This is a genomic window from Weissella sp. ESL1177, from assembly GCF_058107185.1.
The window spans coordinates 1,291,943-1,310,279 of sequence record NZ_CM176591.1 but is presented as its reverse complement, the minus strand read 5'-3'; the positions used below and the strand labels follow the sequence as shown (position 1 = coordinate 1,310,279).

The following is an 18,337-nucleotide window of genomic DNA, read 5'->3' as shown; positions in this document are numbered from 1 at the left end:
CATAAAATAAAAGTACGAGAAGAGAAACCAACAAGTTAAGGAGAATATATTATGGCAGTTGTCACTGAGAATACAGCCGATATGACCGAAGTATGTGAAAATAAGTTATGCGATAAGTTTATCGCAACGTTTGATATACTTGGGCGTAAATGGAATGGCATGATTATTGAAACATTACTGATCAATGGCCCAGTTCGTTTTAAGGATCTCGCACAATCTGTTTCAAAATGTTCAGATCGTGTGTTAGTTGAAAGATTGAAGGAACTTGAAGGGGCTGATATTGTTGAGCGTCGTACTTATGATGATTCTTCATTAATTGAATATGCCTTAACCACACGTGGTGAGTCAATGCGTGAGATGATGACAGCGATTCATGAGTGGTCAGACAAATGGCAATGTACCGACAAATAGAAACTTGCTAATTTAAAATAAAATTTGTACAATGGAGCAAGAAACAATGAATGACCTAGTAAGTATCCGCTTAAGTTTAGCGAGCAGGAAGTGGTGAAAGCCTGCCTTTTAGGATATTGAATTTCAGTCAGGAGTTCGTCAATAAAAAGTTGATGCGGTTTATCACCGTTAACAGATAACCGAGGGTAGTCTGTCTAAGACTACTGAATTTTTGGGTGGTACCACGTTAATGAGCGTCCCTTCGATAATGATTATCGAAGGGACTTTTTATTTAAAAAGTTTATTAGTAAAAGGAGAAGAAACATGAGTTTACAAGATGAGCTCACGACATTGCGCGATGAAGCATTAGGTCAGATTAATGCTGCTGCCGATGTTAAGGCATTAAATCAGGTACGAGTACATTGGTTAGGAAAAAAGGGACCATTGACTGAAGTACTTCGTGGCATGAAAGATTTGGCACCAGAAGAACGACCAGTAATCGGTGCATTAGCCAATGATGTCCGTGATACTTTAAATGCTGCCATTAGTGAACGTCAAACACATTTAGAAGCTATTGCTCTTGATGCACAATTGGCTGTAGAGACGATTGATGTCACATTACCTGGTCGTGCAGTTAAGCAAGGACAACCACATGTCTTACAGCAAATTATTGAAAGCTTGGAAGACCAGTTTATTGGGATGGGTTATCAGGTGATTGAAGGACCAGAGGTTGAAGAAGATCAATATAATTTTGAGCGCATGAATTTGCCAAAAGATCATCCAGCACGTGATATGCAAGATACGTTTTATATCACACCCGATATCTTGATGCGCACGCAAACTTCACCAGTGCAAGCGCGCACAATGGAAGCACATGATTTTAGTAAGGGACCATTAAAGATGGTTTCACCAGGCCGTGTTTATCGTCGTGATACTGATGATGCAACGCACTCACATCAATTCCACCAAATGGAAGGACTTGTGATTGATAAGCATATTACGATGGGTGATTTAAAAGGAACTTTATTAGCAGTCGCTCACAATTTATTTGGTGAAGCGCATGATATTCGTTTACGTCCATCGTACTTTCCGTTTACGGAACCATCTGTAGAAGTTGATATTTCATGGAATGCGGTGACACCAGATATGGCACCAGAAGATATTGAATGGATTGAAGTACTGGGTGCTGGTATGGTTCATCCAAATGTTTTGCGTAAGTCTGGTATTGATCCAGACGTTTACGGTGGTTTTGCCTTTGGATTAGGACCTGATCGTTTCGCCATGTTGAAGTATGGCGTTGAAGACATTCGTAATTTCTATTTGAACGATGTTCGTTTCTTAACGCAATTTGATCAGAAAGGATAAAACAAAATGAAAGTTTCAGTAAATTGGTTACGTGATTATTTGCCAATTGCATTACCTGCAGCACAGTTAGCAGAAAAAATTTCGCGTACGGCTGTTGAAGTTGAGGGGCAATATCAACCAAAAGGCAATATGAAGAAAATTGTCATTGCAAAAGTGTTGTCTGTTGTGCCACATCCTGATTCTGATCATATGGTGATTACACAATTAGACGCAGGTGAAGATGAACCAATCCAAGTTGTGACTGGCGCACCAAATGTGGCTGAAGGTCAAACGGTTATTTTGGCAAAACATGGCTCAATTATTGGTGACAACAAAAAAATTCGTAAAGGCAAGTTACGTGGTGAAGTTTCTAATGGTATGTTAGCAGCTTTGCAAGAGCTTGGCTTTGAAGATAAAGTTGCACCAAAAGATTTTGAAGACGGTATTTGGGTATTTAACGACGTTGATGCAGCTGAGTTACAACCGGGTGAAGATGCATTAGCTGTTTTAGGTTTGGATGATGATATTTTAGAAACGGGTATTACACCTAATCGTGCAGATTTGTTCTCAATGAACGGGACTGCTTGGGAAGTTGCAGCTATTCTCTCTGAAGAGCCAACATTACCAACATTTGAGCTACATGAAACGACGGAAGCAACCAGTGACATTATCCAAGTGACGGCACCTGCGGAGTTAGCATCGAAGTATGCTGTACGTGTGGTCAAAAATGTCACGGTGAAAGATTCACCATTGTGGTTGCAACGTCGTTTATGGACAATGGGGATTCGACCTATTTCAAATATTGTCGATATTACAAATTACATGTTATTAATGTATGGTCAGCCAATGCATGCTTTTAACTTGAATGCATTACCACAGCCAGAGGTACATGTTCGTCGTGCTCATGACAGGGAAGTTATCAAAACTTTGGATGGGGTTACCCGCGAAGCTTCTGCTGAAGATATTGTGATTGCTTCAGGAGATGAAGCGTTGATGTTTGCTGGTGTGATGGGTGGTGAATCAACAGAAGTGACTGCTGAAACAACCGATATTGTATTAGAAGGTGCAATCTTTGAGCCAAAGTCAATTCGTCACACGGCTCGTGACCAAAACTTACATTCAGAAGCATCGATGCGTTTTGAACGTGGCGTTAATGTTGAGGATACATTTACAGCACTTGACCATGCAGCTGCTTTGGTAGCTGAATTAGCTGGTGGTCAAGTTACTACGGGACGAGTTGTTGCACAGGACTTTGACTATGAAGCACCTGTTGTTCAGGTAAGTGTGGCACATGTCAATCATGTGCTTGGTACAAACATCACGACAGCAGAGATTGCAGCTATTTTTGATCGTTTATTCTTTGATTACGAAGAAACAGACGGTTTATTTTCAGTAACTATTCCAGCACGTCGTTGGGATATTACGATTCCTGCTGATTTGATTGAAGAAATTGCTCGTCTATATGGTTATGATAATTTACCAGCAACATTACCAGTTGGTGAAATGACACCAGGTAAATTAACAGCTAAGCAACGCCTTGTACGAGCAAGCCGACACGCTTTGGAAGGGCTTGGCTTGAACCAGGCCATTTCATATGTGTTGACAACGCCAGAAAAGGCAAATCGTTTTAAATTACATGATGGCGAACCTGTTCAATTAGACTATCCAATGTCACAAGATCATCAACAAACTCGTAGTAGTTTGTTGACTGGTTTATTAGATGATGTTGCCTATAACGTGGCACGTAAGCAAACCAATGTGGCTTTATATGAGCAAGGACGCGTTTTTGTTTCAGATGGTGATTTAACGAAACAACCACAAGAAGTTGAGCACTTGGCAGGAGTATTAACTGGTAATATTACTGAGCGGACATGGAATCAAAAGGCACAAGTAGCAGATTTCTATGCGTTAAAAGGTATCGTGGAACAATTGTTGGTTAATTATGATTTTGTAGAGCCTGTACATTTTGTAGCGAATACAATACGTGACGATATGCACCCAGGTCAGACAGCAGATGTTTATGTTGGCAACACCTTTATTGGTTTTGTTGGTCAAATTCATCCATTAATTGCAAAAGAATATCGGATTAATCAGACATTTGGATTTGAATTAGATTTAGACGCAATGATCGCTTTGCCAAAGCATCAGGGACGTTACGAAGCCATTTCACGTTATCCAGCAGTCTCACGTGATTTAGCAATCTTAGTCAATCGTGATGTTGCTGCATCAAGCATTGAAGAGGCTATCCAACAAGCAGGTGGTAAATATCTGCATGATATTGTTATCTTTGATGTTTATACAGGTGACAATGTTCCAAATGATATGAAATCAGTGGCATTTGGGTTGACTTTTATAAACCCTGAACAAACGATGTTAGATGATGAAACAAATCAACTTGTTGATCATATTGCTGGTGCATTAGCAGAGCAATTTGGTGCAGAAATTCGTTAAGATTAATTAAAAAAACGATTAAATAGTCGTTATTACTGATATACTCAAAGTAATAGCGACTATTTTCGTTATGGATTAAAGATAAGTCTAGGAGAAATAAGTATGAAAAACGGTCATAGCGTAAGAAGGAAAAGGCGCAACCGGCGAGGAAAAGGGCGGTTATTAGTGATCGTTATTATTTTGATAGCCATTATTGTTGGTGGCATTAGCTTTGTTACTAGCTATCAGGATAAGCGCGATTATTCTGCTTTAAATAGCCAAGACAAGAAAAATAAACAGGTTAAAATTAAAGAAGGTGCGGAAACTGATGAAATTGCAGATAAATTAGATTCTGCTAAGGTTATACGATCAAAAAAGGCTTTTATGCATTACTTGTCATCGCACCATATTTCTAATTTAAAATCAGGATATTATCTGTTTTCACCCTCTGATACAGTTGGCGAAATTGTGAAGACGCTTCGTCAAGGTGGTGCATCATCACCATTAAATAACCAAGATACAGTGACGGTTCGTGAAGGTGAAACCATTGACGATATTGCGACTGAAGTTGGTCAAAAGACGAAATTTACACGTGCTGAGTTTTTGAAGGCAGTTAATGATAAAGCATTTTTTAATCGTTTGAAAGCTGCGTACCCAGGATTGCTTGACTCAGAAGCTTCAAGTAAGCAAGTGAAAGATATTCGTTATCGGTTAGAAGGTTATTTGTATCCAGCGACCTATAATTGGAAGGATACTAATAATGCACGTGAGTTAGTTAACCAGATGGTTGCGCAATCTTATGCACAATTAAAAGATAAGTTTACAGCTATCAAGGATGCTGGTCTGACGGTTCATGAGACACTCACATTAGCTTCGTTAGTCGAACGAGAAGGTATCGATCAAGATAGTCGTCGAACGATTGCAGGCGTTTTCCTCAATCGTATTGACGACAATATGCCATTGCAATCCGACATTGCCACAAAGTATGCCTTGAAGACAAATAAAACGAATTTGTCTAATAAAGATGTTCAGAGTACAAATCCTTATAACTTATATAAATACTCAGGCTATGGACCAGGACCATTTAATAACCCATCAGCTGAATCTATCGAAGCGGTATTGAATCCAAAAGACCGTGATAAGAAGTATTTGTACTTTGTTGCTAATTTGAAAACTGGTAAGGTTTACTATTCAGCAACATACGACCAACATCTTGGTAAGTCTGGTGATTTAGAAGACACGAATAATGCAGTTGGTAGTAGTGCAGACAATAGTAATTAATTGATTGGTCATATGTTATGCGATATTAGCTCTAACATGTGGCTTTTTTATTGGACAAACGATGACTTCTAAAGGAGGTATCATGCAATCAGCATTGGAAACGTTAAGACAATCATTCGGCTATGATAATTTTCGTGAAGGTCAGGCGGAAATTATTGCAGCTGTGCTAGCTGGTGAACGAACGTTAGGCATTATGCCAACCGGGGGTGGCAAGTCAATTACCTATCAAGTGCCAGCATTAATGTTGCCAGGTATTACAGTTGTGATATCACCGTTAATTTCGCTTATGAAAAATCAAGTTGATGAATTAACTGCTAATGGCATTGATGCGGTTACTTTGAACTCTACACAAGACGAAGTGGCATATCATCATGCGATAAATCATCTACTGAACGGACAAGCAAAATTATTGTATTTAGCACCGGAACGTTTAAAAAGTGAGGGAACCTATTCCTTATTAAATCGTTTAGATATTTCATTGGTTGTGATCGATGAAGTGCATGTCTTATCACAATGGGGTCATGATTTTCGTCCAAGTTATTTAGAGGTAGTTCATCTAATCAATAATTTCGTTTCTGCGCCCCGAATGATGGCATTAACTGCAACGGCAACGAAGCGTGTGCAAAATGATTTAGTTGAACGACTAGCCATTGATCATACCGTTCGTACGAGTGTTGTCCGTGATAATTTGACGATTCGTTTAGAAACAGGGCTGAAAAAGAAAGAAAAAGATGATTATATAACACATTATTTGCAAAATCATTTGACAGATGCAGGGATTATCTATGTACCCACGCGAAAATTAGTCACGAGTTTAACTGATCATTTAAGACGTCAACATTTGTCAGTTGTTGGTTATCATGCAGGTATGACTGATGAAGAACGAGTGCAGTCACAGGATGATTTTTTGTTTGACCGCGCAAACGTTGTTGTGGCAACAAATGCTTTTGGCATGGGCATTAATAAATCCAACGTGCGTTTTGTCATTCATTATAGTATTCCTGGATCGATTGAAGCATATTATCAAGAAATTGGGCGTGCCGGTCGTGATAATTTACCAGCGGAAGCCATTTTACTATATGCTGCGGCAGATTTGCAGACGCAACGGTTTTTCATTGAAAATAGTGACAATCAAACACCAGAGTATCAGCGTTTACAGAAAAATAAGTTACAAGAAATGGCAAATTACGGGGCAACCACGGTTTGTCTGCAACAGTATATTACGCGTTATTTTGGCGAAGAAACTTTACCATGTGGTCATTGTACAAATTGTTTAGATGAACAGTCGGCAGTTGATATCACGACAGATGCACAGAAAGTTTTAAGTCATGTGGTGAGAATGCGGAACGCACGTCATAATCAAGATGCCTTTGGTAAAATGGTGACAGCTGATACTTTACGGGGACATGTTCCTGAAAAATTTAAATGGGCGCATTTTGACGAATTAACAACGTTTGGCTTAATGCAGGGTGTGCCTCGCGTACGAATCGCATCACTTATTGATTTTTTATTGGCAGCAGGTTATTTACAGATTACAGGTGAATATCGAGGCTTAATGGTTTCAAAAACAGGATTACAAGTTTTACAAGGTAAGCATCGGGTTTTAAGACGACAAACCGTGCAATCAATAACAGAACGAGTGGCAACAGATTCACCACTAACACAAGATGATTTAACTGATGAAGAGAAAGTCATATTTGCTAAGTTGCGGCAATGGCGTTTGGCTTTATCTAAAAAGACAGAAGTGCCATCTTTTATCATTTTTAATGATCGAACATTAGTTGATTTAGCACGACAACAACCCACGACAATACCTGCACTACTTCATATTTCAGGTATTGGACAGGCGAAGGCAGACAAGTATGGTCAAGAAGTGTTAAGTGTCATTTCGCAAGTAAAAAAAGAATGATTTTTATTTGATTAGATAACAATTTGAGATCATTTATTGTGACAGATTTAATAGAGGTTGGGACAAAAGAAAATGTTCCAACCTCTTTTTGCTAAAATTGTTTGAATTATAAGCCTGTCATTTTTATAGCATAAACGCGTTCACAAAGACTGGATTCTCAATGTAACGGATTTGCCCGCTTCACGGTCCGACGACCGCAAAACGGCCAAACGACGTTACACACCGAATCCAAAGCGTCTTTGTTCTCGCTCTCTTTGTTGTCTATCACTAAATGAATAACTTAACAATTTCACTGAGTATTCTTTTACTGTGTATTTAATTTTAGATTAACTTTGATTTAACTTATTTCTATTAAATCTCTTTTAGAATAAACCTATTCAATTAGGAGGTAAAAAATATTATTGTTTTAAATAGTGCACTGACAACATTTTTGTAGAATTTGGTGATCGTGCTTATAAAACAAATACTAGTGAGTATTAAGTTATTCTTAAGCAATATTATTTTATTTAGACTCACAGAAATAAGAGGTGAAATTTGTGAAAGTAAAAATAAATCATCGGGTTGATTGGTACTTTGTAGCAATTTTAGTACTTAGTGCCTTTCTATACGGTTGGGGAATTTGGGATGCTGGTAGTGCCAATAGTTATTATACGGCTGCTATTACATCAATGACGAAAAGTTGGTCAAATTTCTGGTACGGCGCTTTTGATCCAGCTGGTTTTATCACCGTTGATAAGCCACCTGTCGCTTTATGGTTTATGGCGATTTCAGCTAAAATTTTTGGTGTTCATGGCTGGTCAGTCGTGTTACCCAGTGTTTTCGCTGGCATTGGGTCAGTTTGGTTAATGTATAAACTGATCATACCAAAATTTGGTGTCTGGCCAGGACGTGTTGCAGCGTTAATTATGACATTGACACCGACAGTTGTTGCCAATAGTCGAACAAATAACATGGATGCCATTTTGGTATTTTTCCTACTATTAGCTATTTTTGTTTTACAAAAGGCGGTTAGCAAGAAAAATATTTGGTTAGTATTATTGAGTTTTGGTTTGGTTGGTGTTGGCTTTAATATCAAGATGTTACAAGCATTTATGATTTTACCAGCGATGTTAATTTATTATTGGATTGCAATAAAAATACCCTGGAAAAAGAAAGTTGCTTGGTTGTTAGCTGCAGTTGCTTCGCTAATGATATTTACATTAGCTTATCCAGTTGCTGTTGATTCAGTTAGCAAGACAAGTCGACCATATATCGGTAGTTCACAAAAAAATTCTTTGTTAGAATTAGCATTTGGTTATAACGGTACGGAGAGATTATTAGGCCAATCAACTGGTACTGGCGGTGCCTTTCCAGGCATGGGCAATACAAAAAAGGGTGCTGGTAAAGGCATGACTGCTCCTAAAGCCAAAGGTAAACAGCCTAATGGGAAAACGAGGATGGGTAAACCTAGTGGTCAGGTGAAAGCAGGTCAAGCAACGGGTGCCGGCGCTGGTAAGCAACCAGGTAGTACGACAAAGGGTATGACTGGTAAGCAACCAGGTGGTACGACAAAAGGTATGACTGGTAAACAACCAAGTCGTAAAGGCATGACTGGTAAGGCTACCAAAAATCGGATGCCAAATAAAAAGACCGGTACGAAAATGGCGAAAAATCAAATGCCAGGTGGTCAAAAAATGGCTGGTAAAATGGGACAAGGTCAAGGCGGTGGTAATAGTGCCTTTGCTATCGGTACAGCTGGACCATTCAGACTGTTCCAGTCAGATCTTGGCTCACAAATTGGCTGGTACTTGCCATTAGCTATTATTGGTTTGTTAGCAGGATTATTTGGTTTCAAGCGTCGTGGTAGCAAGTGGTATCAGATATCAGATGAACAACAGGATGTCATTTTGTGGGCTGGTTGGTTTGTGCCCGTTTATGGTTTCTTCTCAGTTGCAAGTTTCTTCCACCCTTATTACACGATTATGTTAGCACCAGCCATCGCTGCTTTGACAGCAATTGGTGTCGGTGCTGTGATGAAACTGGCAAAAGAAGATGGTCGAAAGCCATTCATTGCCCGAATTTTAATTAGTTTGGCGATTGTGACGACTGTTGTGCTACAAGCTTATTATGCTTGGTCATATTACCCAATCATTAGTATTATCTTAATCATTGTGGCGATATTGCTAGCAATTTGGTGGCTATTACCGCAACAGAAGTATCAGATGGTTAAAATTATTTTATCATGCATTAGTATACTGACCTTAGCTGGCTGGTGGTCATTAACGCCAACCTTAGCGCATGATTCGTCTGCGATTCCAGCTGCTGGTCCGTCATTACTTAGCCAAATGGGTGGCGGTAATAGTATGGGTGGCGAAGCTGACACGCAGCTACTTAGCTACACAGAAAAGCATCAAGGTAGTGCAAAGTACTTATTTGCAACAACCGATTCTAATTCAGCATCTGGATATATTATTAAATCTGGTAAGGCGGTAATGGCAATTGGTGGTTATAACGGTACTGATCCAACGATGACATTGTCAGAATTTAAGCAATTAGTAAAGTCGGGTCAATTGAAGTACTTTGTGATGGGAAATAGTAATAAAGCAACAAGTGGTCAAATTGGTAAGATTTTGACTTGGGTGAAGAAGCACGGTACGACTGTCAAATATTCGACGACGTCAACCAGTGCAACACAAAAGACAAAGTCACCGATGCAATCAATGGGCATGCAGTCACAAAATGCAACCCTATATGATTTGTCGACGATTTATCAATAAGAAAGGAGATCAATCATATGTCATCAGGAAAAATTAAACCAAGATTAGGCTTGGTGTTGCCAGCATATAATGAACAAGAAGTTCTACCAACAACATTGGCAAAATTACATGATATCAAATTAGATTTAATTAAAAATAATCTTATTAGTTTAGATAGTTTTATTCTTGTTGTAGATGATGGTTCCGATGATGAGACTTGGCATATTCTACAACAACAAGAGTTAACACATGCAGAATTAATCAGTGTGAAACTTTCCCGAAATTGTGGTCATCAACCGGCACTTCTGGCAGGAATGACTGAAGCAGTGAAGTTAGCAGATATTATCATTACCTTGGATGCGGATTTGCAAGATAGTCCCGATGTTATTAAGAATATGATTTTGAAATATAATGAAGGTAATGAAATTGTTTATGGTGTACGTTCAAGTCGAACTGAAGATACTTGGTTTAAACGAAATACAGCCTTGGCTTTTTATAAAATAGCAGCCTTGTTAGGTGTTGAAATGATACCTAACCACGCTGATTTTCGATTAATGAGTCACATTGCTGTTCAAGAGCTGCTTAAAATGCCAGAGCGAAATGTTTTTTTGAGAGCAATGGTGCCGCTAGTTGGCTATCAGTCAGCGCAAGTATTTTATGAACGACATGAACGCCAAGCGGGGACATCAAAGTATCCGTTGAAGAAGATGCTTAGTTTTGCAATTGATGGTATTACGAGTTTCAGTGTTGAACCGATTCGTTTATTGTTCGGTATTGGGGCAGTTATTTTAAGTATTGCTGGTATTGAAATTGTGTATACTTTATTTGCTAAATTGCTAGGTAATGCAGAAGCTGGTTGGTCATCATTAATGATTTCAATTTGGTTGCTTGGTGGTATTAATATCACCGCAGTTTCGGTTGTTGGTGTTTATATTGGCAAAATATTTACCGAAGTGAAGCATCGACCACTATTCCATATTGAAGATGAGACAGGTACCTTTGTAAAAAAAAGGAAACGGGTCAGCTAACAACTCATGTCAGCACGTTAGATGATTGACATGACATAAGTAAGTTATAAAAAAGTGGCGAGAGAAATGTATATACATTTCTTTCGCCACTTTTTTACGTTAATTAAGCGACTTCAACAGATAAGATCTTGACATCCATGTTAAAGCCGTTTGGTAAAGTAACAGATACAGTTTCACCAACTTTATGACCAATTAAAGCGGCCGCAATCGGTGATTCATTTGAAATTTTACCCTCTGATGGATTGGCTTCCACGGCACCGACAATGCTGTATGATTCAGGTTCTTCATCGGGTAATTCCTGGAAGGTGACCTTCTTACCAACCGCAACTTCATCGGCTGCTATTTCTGATGAATCAATTATCTCAGCATTATCGAGCATGTTTTGTAAAGTCTTGATACGACCTTCGACGAATGCTTGCTCATCTTTTGCTGAAGCATATTCAGAGTTTTCTGATAAATCACCAAAGCTACGTGCTAATTGAATGCGACCAGTAATTTCAGCACGTGTTTCCGTGATTAATGTGTTTAATTCCTCTTCGATTTTGGCTTTTCCCTCGAGAGTCATTGGAAATGTTTTTTCTTCAGCCATGACAATGTTCTCCTGTACATGTAATAATATTTGTTCAAAATAATGGTTATCCCCAAAGTTTCAAGATTTACATTACCACGCGGTGTGGTGTGTGTAAAGAGTTTTCGAGATTTTAAAATAATGTATGACGTCTTTTTTTACTTTCTGACCATTTCAAGCCAATGATGACGAGCAAAATACCCACTGAAATAATTAGACCAATTTTGACAAATGGTGTTTTGAATTTAAACGTTACCTGATGTTTACCAGGCGTTAGTGGCACACCAATAAAGAATTTACCAATGGTTACCGTATTCGCAATGTGACCATCAACAGATACTTGCCAACCAGCTGATTTTGGAATAGTTGTTACCATTAGACTATCCTTTTTTGGTATTGTAATCGTTCCTGATATTTTAGTTGGTGACTGATGTGATAACTTGTATGGATGTTGTTGCAATTGTTTTGCTTGTTGATTAATGAGTTGCCTATTCGCCTGATACAATGACACATTCTGCAACCAGACGTCTTTTTTCTTGAGTGTGAATGTGAGTTCTTGTGGTTGACCCTTAGTGTAAGCTGGCAAAGGGACAATAATTGTATGGCGATGGCTCGGAATTGCTGGTAATGTTTGACCATTCAATTGGATGGTCAGATTATCATTTGTAACAGCGTTACCTAATGTTAAATAATAAGGATTATTTGACGTCGGTATGTAAGTTAGTGTGAGAGATGCATCCATATCGGGTTGGTCTTTCTCTAAGTAGGCACCTGTAATTGTCGTAGGTGCTTGAAGATTACTAACATTGGATTTTGAAAAATTAACGCTGGTAAAGATAGGTTTCTGATTGTAGCCAATTAAACTTTCCCATAAAACATTTTGGTTGCGTAAGGGATCGTTTTCTTTAAATGTCACATTACGACTATTTGCGTTTGCTGCAAAACCAATTGGCAGTGCATTTGGATTTTGAGATAGCACCACTTGTTGGGTTTGCTTAACTAAACGATACGTGCCATTAGTATCAGAACGTGAGTAAGTTTGCATATTTGTTGGTGTACCACTCACGGTTGGTTCAGTACCTGTTGGTTGTAGCAAATAGCGCATTCCCAATAGCGCGTCTGTCACAAGTGTCCCGCTCGAATATGAAATATAGTTGTCACCTTCAGGCTGACCAAGTGCAGCCATTAGATCACTTTGTTGATGTTCGAGTGCGGAACTAAAAGTAGAGGCGCCGTGATAATTGCCTTGTAGCGGATCCCCTTTTGTCCGTTGAAATGATTGGGCAACACGATAGAAGTCATGGTCACTTTGCGGTAAATGATGAGTGATTTTATTCAAACTTCGAATATAAGTTTGATATTCCGTATTAGTCAAATAACTAAAATTATTGAGTGTCCAGATAGTACTTGTCGTCATTTCACCAATCACAATAAGCGTTACAATTGGTAACCAGAATTTTAACTTAGCAGGAATGATGTGCAATAACAATAAAATGATGAAGAAACCACAACCAATATACAACTGACCGGTCGTTAAGAAATTTAACTTGTCAATTCGTTCAAAGAGGTAGATAAACACGCCACCAGCCAAAATGAGTAGGCTCAGAAATTGCCACCAAGAAAGCCGTAAATAAGGCGACCACACAGAAGCAATGATCCAAAGTACCCAAAAACTAAATAAATATGAAAAACGATAAGGATACCAAACTGGAAATTGAAAACCATGCCATAGTAAGTTTAACGGTGCGTACATCATTGAGACAACCAAAAAGGCTGTAATAATAAAAGCAGTTAATCGTGTTTGCCAGCGAATATTAGTGTAAGTAAAAAAGAACCATAAAATAATAATTGGTAGGCTACCAATAAAAATATTTGGTAGTCCAGTGGGCATTTGTTCAAAGTTAAATGTGCCTAGGAACAATTTACCTAAAATATCAGCAGGTTGATAATCAAATTTCCAGCTGAGATTATTTAACATGTGCTGACCTTTACTATTCATTAAGGTGAACGCAGTGGGCAACCAAACAACGGTCGCTAAGCCAATACTGATGATGCCACCAGTCACAAAACGACGCAGCATAGTCAAACGCTCTTGCCAACGATAAGACTGCCAAGTTAAACGCCAAATGAAGTAAAGAATTAGAAAGAGACCAATCATGTAAGCCATGTAGTAGTTAATGATAATAACGGCAGTTAACGCTACCACAAATGGCCAACTTTTTTCATGCGTTAGATAAAATTCTAAACCAGTCACGATCAAGGGTAATAAAATGGCAGCGTCTAACCAAAGTAAATTTAAATCATTTGCAACAAACCATCCCATCATTGCATATGACACTGCAAAAAGTGGTAAGCGCCAACCAAGTTGCCAGTGCATTTTACGAATGGCAAAAGCAAAACTCCAACCAGCTAAACCATACTTTAAAACGGTTAGTAACAGAATCGCTGCAGGCAGATGGACATTTGAAAATGGTAATAGCAAAAAGTTCGTTGGACTCAATAAGTAGTAAGCCCAATCACCATATGTTTCACCACCTAGACCCTTTGAAAAATCGTAAAAAATACGCAAAGGATCGTGTAAAATTGTTTGGCGAAATCCGGCAAAAAAATCAATATATTGTTGTCCAAGATCGACGGTCAAAATAGAGCTCGATCCAAAAGGAGCCATGTGACGACTAGCAAAATAAATCAGCATAATCATTGCTGGTAATAGAAAACTTATCCATAATGCTTTGGTTGAAGTACGCCACTTGAAGGGATTAAAATTTGTGATCATAAAATTATTCTCCAAGTTATTTCAATTACTACTATTAAAACACAAAACAACAGTATGCTCGACTGTGATTTAAATCGCTTGAAAAATTTTTAATTAGTAAATGAGTTGATTAAGGCATCAGTACTCTGTTTTATGCTACAATGAGTAGATTAGAGTATGAAGGAAAGGGTTTAGATTTATGCGATCTCCTAAGCGTCATGGTAACCGACGGAAAATCAAAAAAGGTTCAATGTCAAGGATACCAGTTCGGCTAAATGTTTTAATGGGTATTGTGATTTTAATGCTAGTGGCATTAGGGTGGCGATTAGTTAATTTACAAATTACAGATAGTGCCAAATATAAAACAGAGGTAACAAGCTCTGAATCCAGTGTTGAAAAAACCAATGTGCAACGTGGCTTGATTTATGATAGTACAGGTAAAGTATTGGTGACAAATAAGGGTTCGCAGGCAATTACTTATACAAAACCGAAAACAATCACCAATAAACAAATGTATAATATTGCCAATCATGTTGGTCAATATTTGAAAGTTGATACAGACCAACTTTCAGATGCAAACTTTGCGTTGTATTATATTCAATCAACGAAACGTGCTGAAAAGATTGCTAAGAAGATTGGTACCAGTGCAGCACCAGGTACGGATGCCTATGTGGATGTTTTAACGAAATATGTTGTAAAGCATCGTGATCAGTTAACTTTAAGTGCTTCACAAAAAAATAAAGCGATGATTTTTCAAAAAATGGCGAATGCTTATGCTTTGTCAACTGTCTATTTAAAGGAAAGTGATGTGTCACAAGCTGAAATTGCCAATATTGGTGAACGCCAGTCTAAGATGCCTGGTGTTCGAGTTGGTATCTATTACACACGTGATTATCCAGGTGGTCAGGATATCAAAGCCTTAGTTGGTGCAACGTCAACTTCAAAAAGTGGACTACCTTCTGACTCAGTGAATGAGTTGTTAACGAAGGGTTATTCACGAGATGATATTGTGGGAACATCATATTTAGAGAAACAATATGAGGATACTTTAAAAGGATCAAAGGGCCAAGTTAAAGTCACAACGAACAAAAATGATAAAACAACTGAACACACACTTTATGCTGGTCAAGCTGGTGGTAATTTGAACTTAACGATCAATAATAAGTTTCAAAGTGATGTTGAGCAGATTTTGAAAGATAATATTCCTAGTGGTTATACAACCGGCGCTTATGCCGTTGTTTTGAATCCGAAAACAGGTGGTGTTTATGCGACTTCTGGAATCAATCGTGATTCGTCGACCGGTACGTTGACCGCAGATGCTTTGTCAACTGTTAACCAGGCTAACGTTGTTGGATCTGTTGTTAAGCCAGCGACGATTACGACCGGATTGATGAATAATGTGATTACACCACAAAATAACACCTTAACAGACCAACCAATCAAGGTTGCTGGTACATCAGCAAAAACATCATGGTGGAATCAAAATGGTAGTGGTAACATGGCTTTGACTGCAGATAAAGCTTTGATGATGTCATCTAACACGTATGTTATGCAAGTCATGTTGAAACTAGGTGGCTTGAATTATTATGAAGGCATGTCATTGGCAGCGCTGCCAACAAGTGTTTTTCAAACGATGCGTGACGGCTTTTCTCGCTTTGGGTTAGGTGTTAAAACGGGTATTGATCTGCCAGGTGAAATTACTGGTATTAAAGGATCAACATCACGGTCAGATATTGGTAAAGCATTAGATGAGTCGTTTGGTCAATATGATACGTATACAACGATGCAACTTGCCCAGTATGCAGCCACTGTTGCTAATGGGGGTTACCGTGTTCGACCACATATTGTTGAATCAATTACTACACGTGATCGGAATAATCATAAGGTGACGACGACTATTCCAACTGAAGTAATGGGAACCGTTAATTGGACAGCAGCACAACGCCAATTAATTTGGGATGGTATGAACGAAGTTGTTCACAGTAGTTCAAGTTATGCGACTGGAACTGGCTTAAAAGATGTTAAACCAGCTGTCTCGGCAAAAACAGGTACTGCAGAGACATTTACAGATGGTCAATCAACTGTGACAAGTTCTTTGATTTCTTTTGTTCCAAATTCGGATGTCGCAATGGCTGTTGTCGTACCTGGTGTATCACAAGCTAATGAAAATGTTAATCAAAAGATTGCAAAAGCCATCTATACTGCATATTGGAAAGATGTACAGAATTCGGGTTCTGCAACAAAATAGTTTATAATGAAAGCACTAAATGAATCCAATTTGAAAAAGGGTGACATTTAGTGCTTTTACTATATGGAGGCAGTATGATAACGAAAGAAGATATCCGCAAGCAAGCATTGGCAAATTTAGCTGCATTATCTGAAAATGAACGTTGTTATTTGATGCAAATGATGGTTAAAAAGGTGAGCCGTTTAACGGCGTGGCAACAAGCAAAAATGGTAGCTTTGACCATGTCACAGGGGGATGAACTAGTAACGAAATTATTAATCGAAACAGCATTATTACAACATAAAGTGGTTGTTTTACCTCGAGTGTTACCCAAAAGACAGCTGTCCTTTATGACGATTGATCATGAGACAACGTATGAGCAACATCGATTTGGTATGTTAGAACCTGTTGGTGGTCGGGTGGTTTCACCAACTGAGATTGATTTCGTGTTAGTACCTGGCGTTGCGTTTTCAGATCAAGGTGATCGGATTGGCTTTGGTGGTGGCTATTACGATCGCTGGTTACCGCATGTACAAGCAGTTCGTGTTGCGGCGACGATTACAAATAATTTGTATCATCACCCAATTTGGCCAGTTGAAAACACTGATCAATTGGTAGATCAGATCCTTTTGTTAGATAAAGAATAGGGGGAAATTGTGAGTTTTAAAAACATTTGGCGACAAGCACCGGTAACGGTAACTTTAGTCAGTTTAATGACTGTTATTTTTGTTGTGCAATCATTTATTAGTGGTCAATTAAGCATTTCAACACAGTCACTTTATCAGTCAGGTGCGATGTTTTCACCAGCTGTCATCATATTAGGCCAATGGTGGCGCTTATTAACTGCCGGATTTTTACATGTCACTTTTATGCATTTGGTATTAAACATGGTGACGCTATACTATCTCGGTCGTTTGATGGAAGGTTATTTAGGGAGCTTCAAATATTTATTAGGTTATTTGGTAGCCGTCATTATTGGTAATTTAAATTTTCTGGCATTTGGGGCTGGTAACACTGTTTCAGCGGGAGCCTCAGGTGGTATTTTTGGTTTATTTGGCATGATTTTTTTGTTAGGTGTATTGGATAGACAAGGCTATTGGCAAGCACAAGCTAAGAATCTGGGGTTATTTGTTATTTTGTCATTAATTCCAGTATTTTTAGGATCGCATATTGCGATTAGTGCCCATATCGGTGGCCTAATTGCGGGCTTTTTGATAACGCCAGTTTTGTTACAAAAAGGTCAGGCGACACCAAAACAAATTTGGGTTGGTATCAGTACGTTAATCTTGTATATTGGTGTATTAGTAGCCGTTATTTTTTTACGTCATTAGAATGAGGGATGCATAATGAGAACATTTTTAGATGTATTGCAATTGCTAAAGAAATACGATATTTATATCCATTTAGGCAATCGTTTGTGGGATATTGAATTAGCAGCTATTGAGATTGATAATATGTACAAAGCAGGATTATTAGAAAATAAACGCTATGCACAAATTAAATTAGTATTAACACATGAACATGAGTTAGAGGAGCGACGGCAACAAGAGACAACACACAAGTGATTTGGAACCGGTTTCATACTTGTGTTGTGTAATCGTTTGTTTATCGGTATAATAGTACAGAAAGTGATGAAGATTTTATCATATATTTTTTGAAAAAGAGGTTTT

At 38.4% G+C, this 18,337-nt stretch carries 13 protein-coding genes and 1 other annotated feature; of the genes, 11 read left to right on the top strand and 2 right to left on the bottom strand.

Annotation, left to right across the window (positions count from 1 at the left end; translation table 11 throughout):
- Positions 1–51: 51 nt before the first annotated feature.
- From AC3B5D_RS06360 to AC3B5D_RS06330, 7 genes are all read left to right on the top strand, one after another.
- The gene (locus AC3B5D_RS06360) at positions 52–411 is read left to right on the top strand and encodes a winged helix-turn-helix transcriptional regulator (protein WP_489840857.1); all 360 of its coding nucleotides are present in this window, start codon (positions 52–54) and stop codon (positions 409–411) included.
- A 37-nt stretch (positions 412–448) separates the two neighbouring features.
- Positions 449–655 (top strand) — a binding site (T-box leader).
- Between the two features lie 59 nt (positions 656–714).
- The gene (gene pheS, locus AC3B5D_RS06355) at positions 715–1,755 is read left to right on the top strand and encodes a phenylalanine--tRNA ligase subunit alpha (protein ID WP_489840858.1); all 1,041 of its coding nucleotides are present in this window, start codon (positions 715–717) and stop codon (positions 1,753–1,755) included.
- Between the two features lie 6 nt (positions 1,756–1,761).
- Entirely contained in the window at positions 1,762–4,185 is a 2,424-nt protein-coding gene (pheT, locus tag AC3B5D_RS06350) for a phenylalanine--tRNA ligase subunit beta (protein WP_489840859.1), read from the top strand.
- A 102-nt stretch (positions 4,186–4,287) separates the two neighbouring features.
- Positions 4,288–5,445, top strand: a complete 1,158-nt coding sequence (mltG, locus tag AC3B5D_RS06345) for an endolytic transglycosylase MltG (protein WP_489840860.1) — start codon at positions 4,288–4,290, stop codon at positions 5,443–5,445.
- An 82-nt stretch (positions 5,446–5,527) separates the two neighbouring features.
- Positions 5,528–7,354: a DNA helicase RecQ gene (recQ, locus tag AC3B5D_RS06340; RefSeq protein ID WP_489840861.1), complete on the top strand. Its 1,827-nt coding sequence runs from the start codon at positions 5,528–5,530 to the stop codon at positions 7,352–7,354.
- 536 nt (positions 7,355–7,890) lie between these two features.
- A complete protein-coding gene (locus AC3B5D_RS06335; protein WP_489840862.1) occupies positions 7,891–10,110 on the top strand; it encodes an ArnT family glycosyltransferase in 2,220 nt (739 codons plus the stop codon).
- A 17-nt stretch (positions 10,111–10,127) separates the two neighbouring features.
- Positions 10,128–11,117: a glycosyltransferase family 2 protein gene (locus AC3B5D_RS06330; RefSeq protein ID WP_489840863.1), complete on the top strand. Its 990-nt coding sequence runs from the start codon at positions 10,128–10,130 to the stop codon at positions 11,115–11,117.
- 103 nt (positions 11,118–11,220) lie between these two features.
- Here AC3B5D_RS06330 and greA read toward each other — a convergent pair whose 3' ends face one another.
- A complete protein-coding gene (gene greA / locus AC3B5D_RS06325; protein WP_489840864.1) occupies positions 11,221–11,706 on the bottom strand; it encodes a transcription elongation factor GreA in 486 nt (161 codons plus the stop codon).
- Between the two features lie 112 nt (positions 11,707–11,818).
- Positions 11,819–14,461, bottom strand: coding sequence for a YfhO family protein (locus tag AC3B5D_RS06320; RefSeq protein WP_489840865.1), 2,643 nt, complete (start codon positions 14,459–14,461; stop codon positions 11,819–11,821).
- A 229-nt stretch (positions 14,462–14,690) separates the two neighbouring features.
- Between AC3B5D_RS06320 and AC3B5D_RS06315 the strand changes: the two genes are divergently transcribed.
- The 4 genes from AC3B5D_RS06315 (at position 14,691) to AC3B5D_RS06300 (ending at position 18,232) form a co-directional block, all read left to right on the top strand.
- Positions 14,691–16,688, top strand: coding sequence for a peptidoglycan D,D-transpeptidase FtsI family protein (locus tag AC3B5D_RS06315; RefSeq protein WP_489840866.1), 1,998 nt, complete (start codon positions 14,691–14,693; stop codon positions 16,686–16,688).
- A gap of 74 nt (positions 16,689–16,762) precedes the next feature.
- Positions 16,763–17,314: a 5-formyltetrahydrofolate cyclo-ligase gene (locus AC3B5D_RS06310; protein ID WP_489840867.1), complete on the top strand. Its 552-nt coding sequence runs from the start codon at positions 16,763–16,765 to the stop codon at positions 17,312–17,314.
- A 9-nt stretch (positions 17,315–17,323) separates the two neighbouring features.
- On the top strand, positions 17,324–17,998 hold the full coding sequence (locus AC3B5D_RS06305) for a rhomboid family intramembrane serine protease (RefSeq protein WP_489840868.1): 675 nt from the start codon (positions 17,324–17,326) through the stop codon (positions 17,996–17,998).
- A gap of 15 nt (positions 17,999–18,013) precedes the next feature.
- Positions 18,014–18,232 carry a YqgQ family protein gene (locus AC3B5D_RS06300; protein WP_489840869.1) on the top strand — a complete coding sequence of 73 codons (219 nt, stop codon included), beginning with the start codon at positions 18,014–18,016 and terminating at the stop codon, positions 18,230–18,232.
- Positions 18,233–18,337 lie beyond the last annotated feature (105 nt).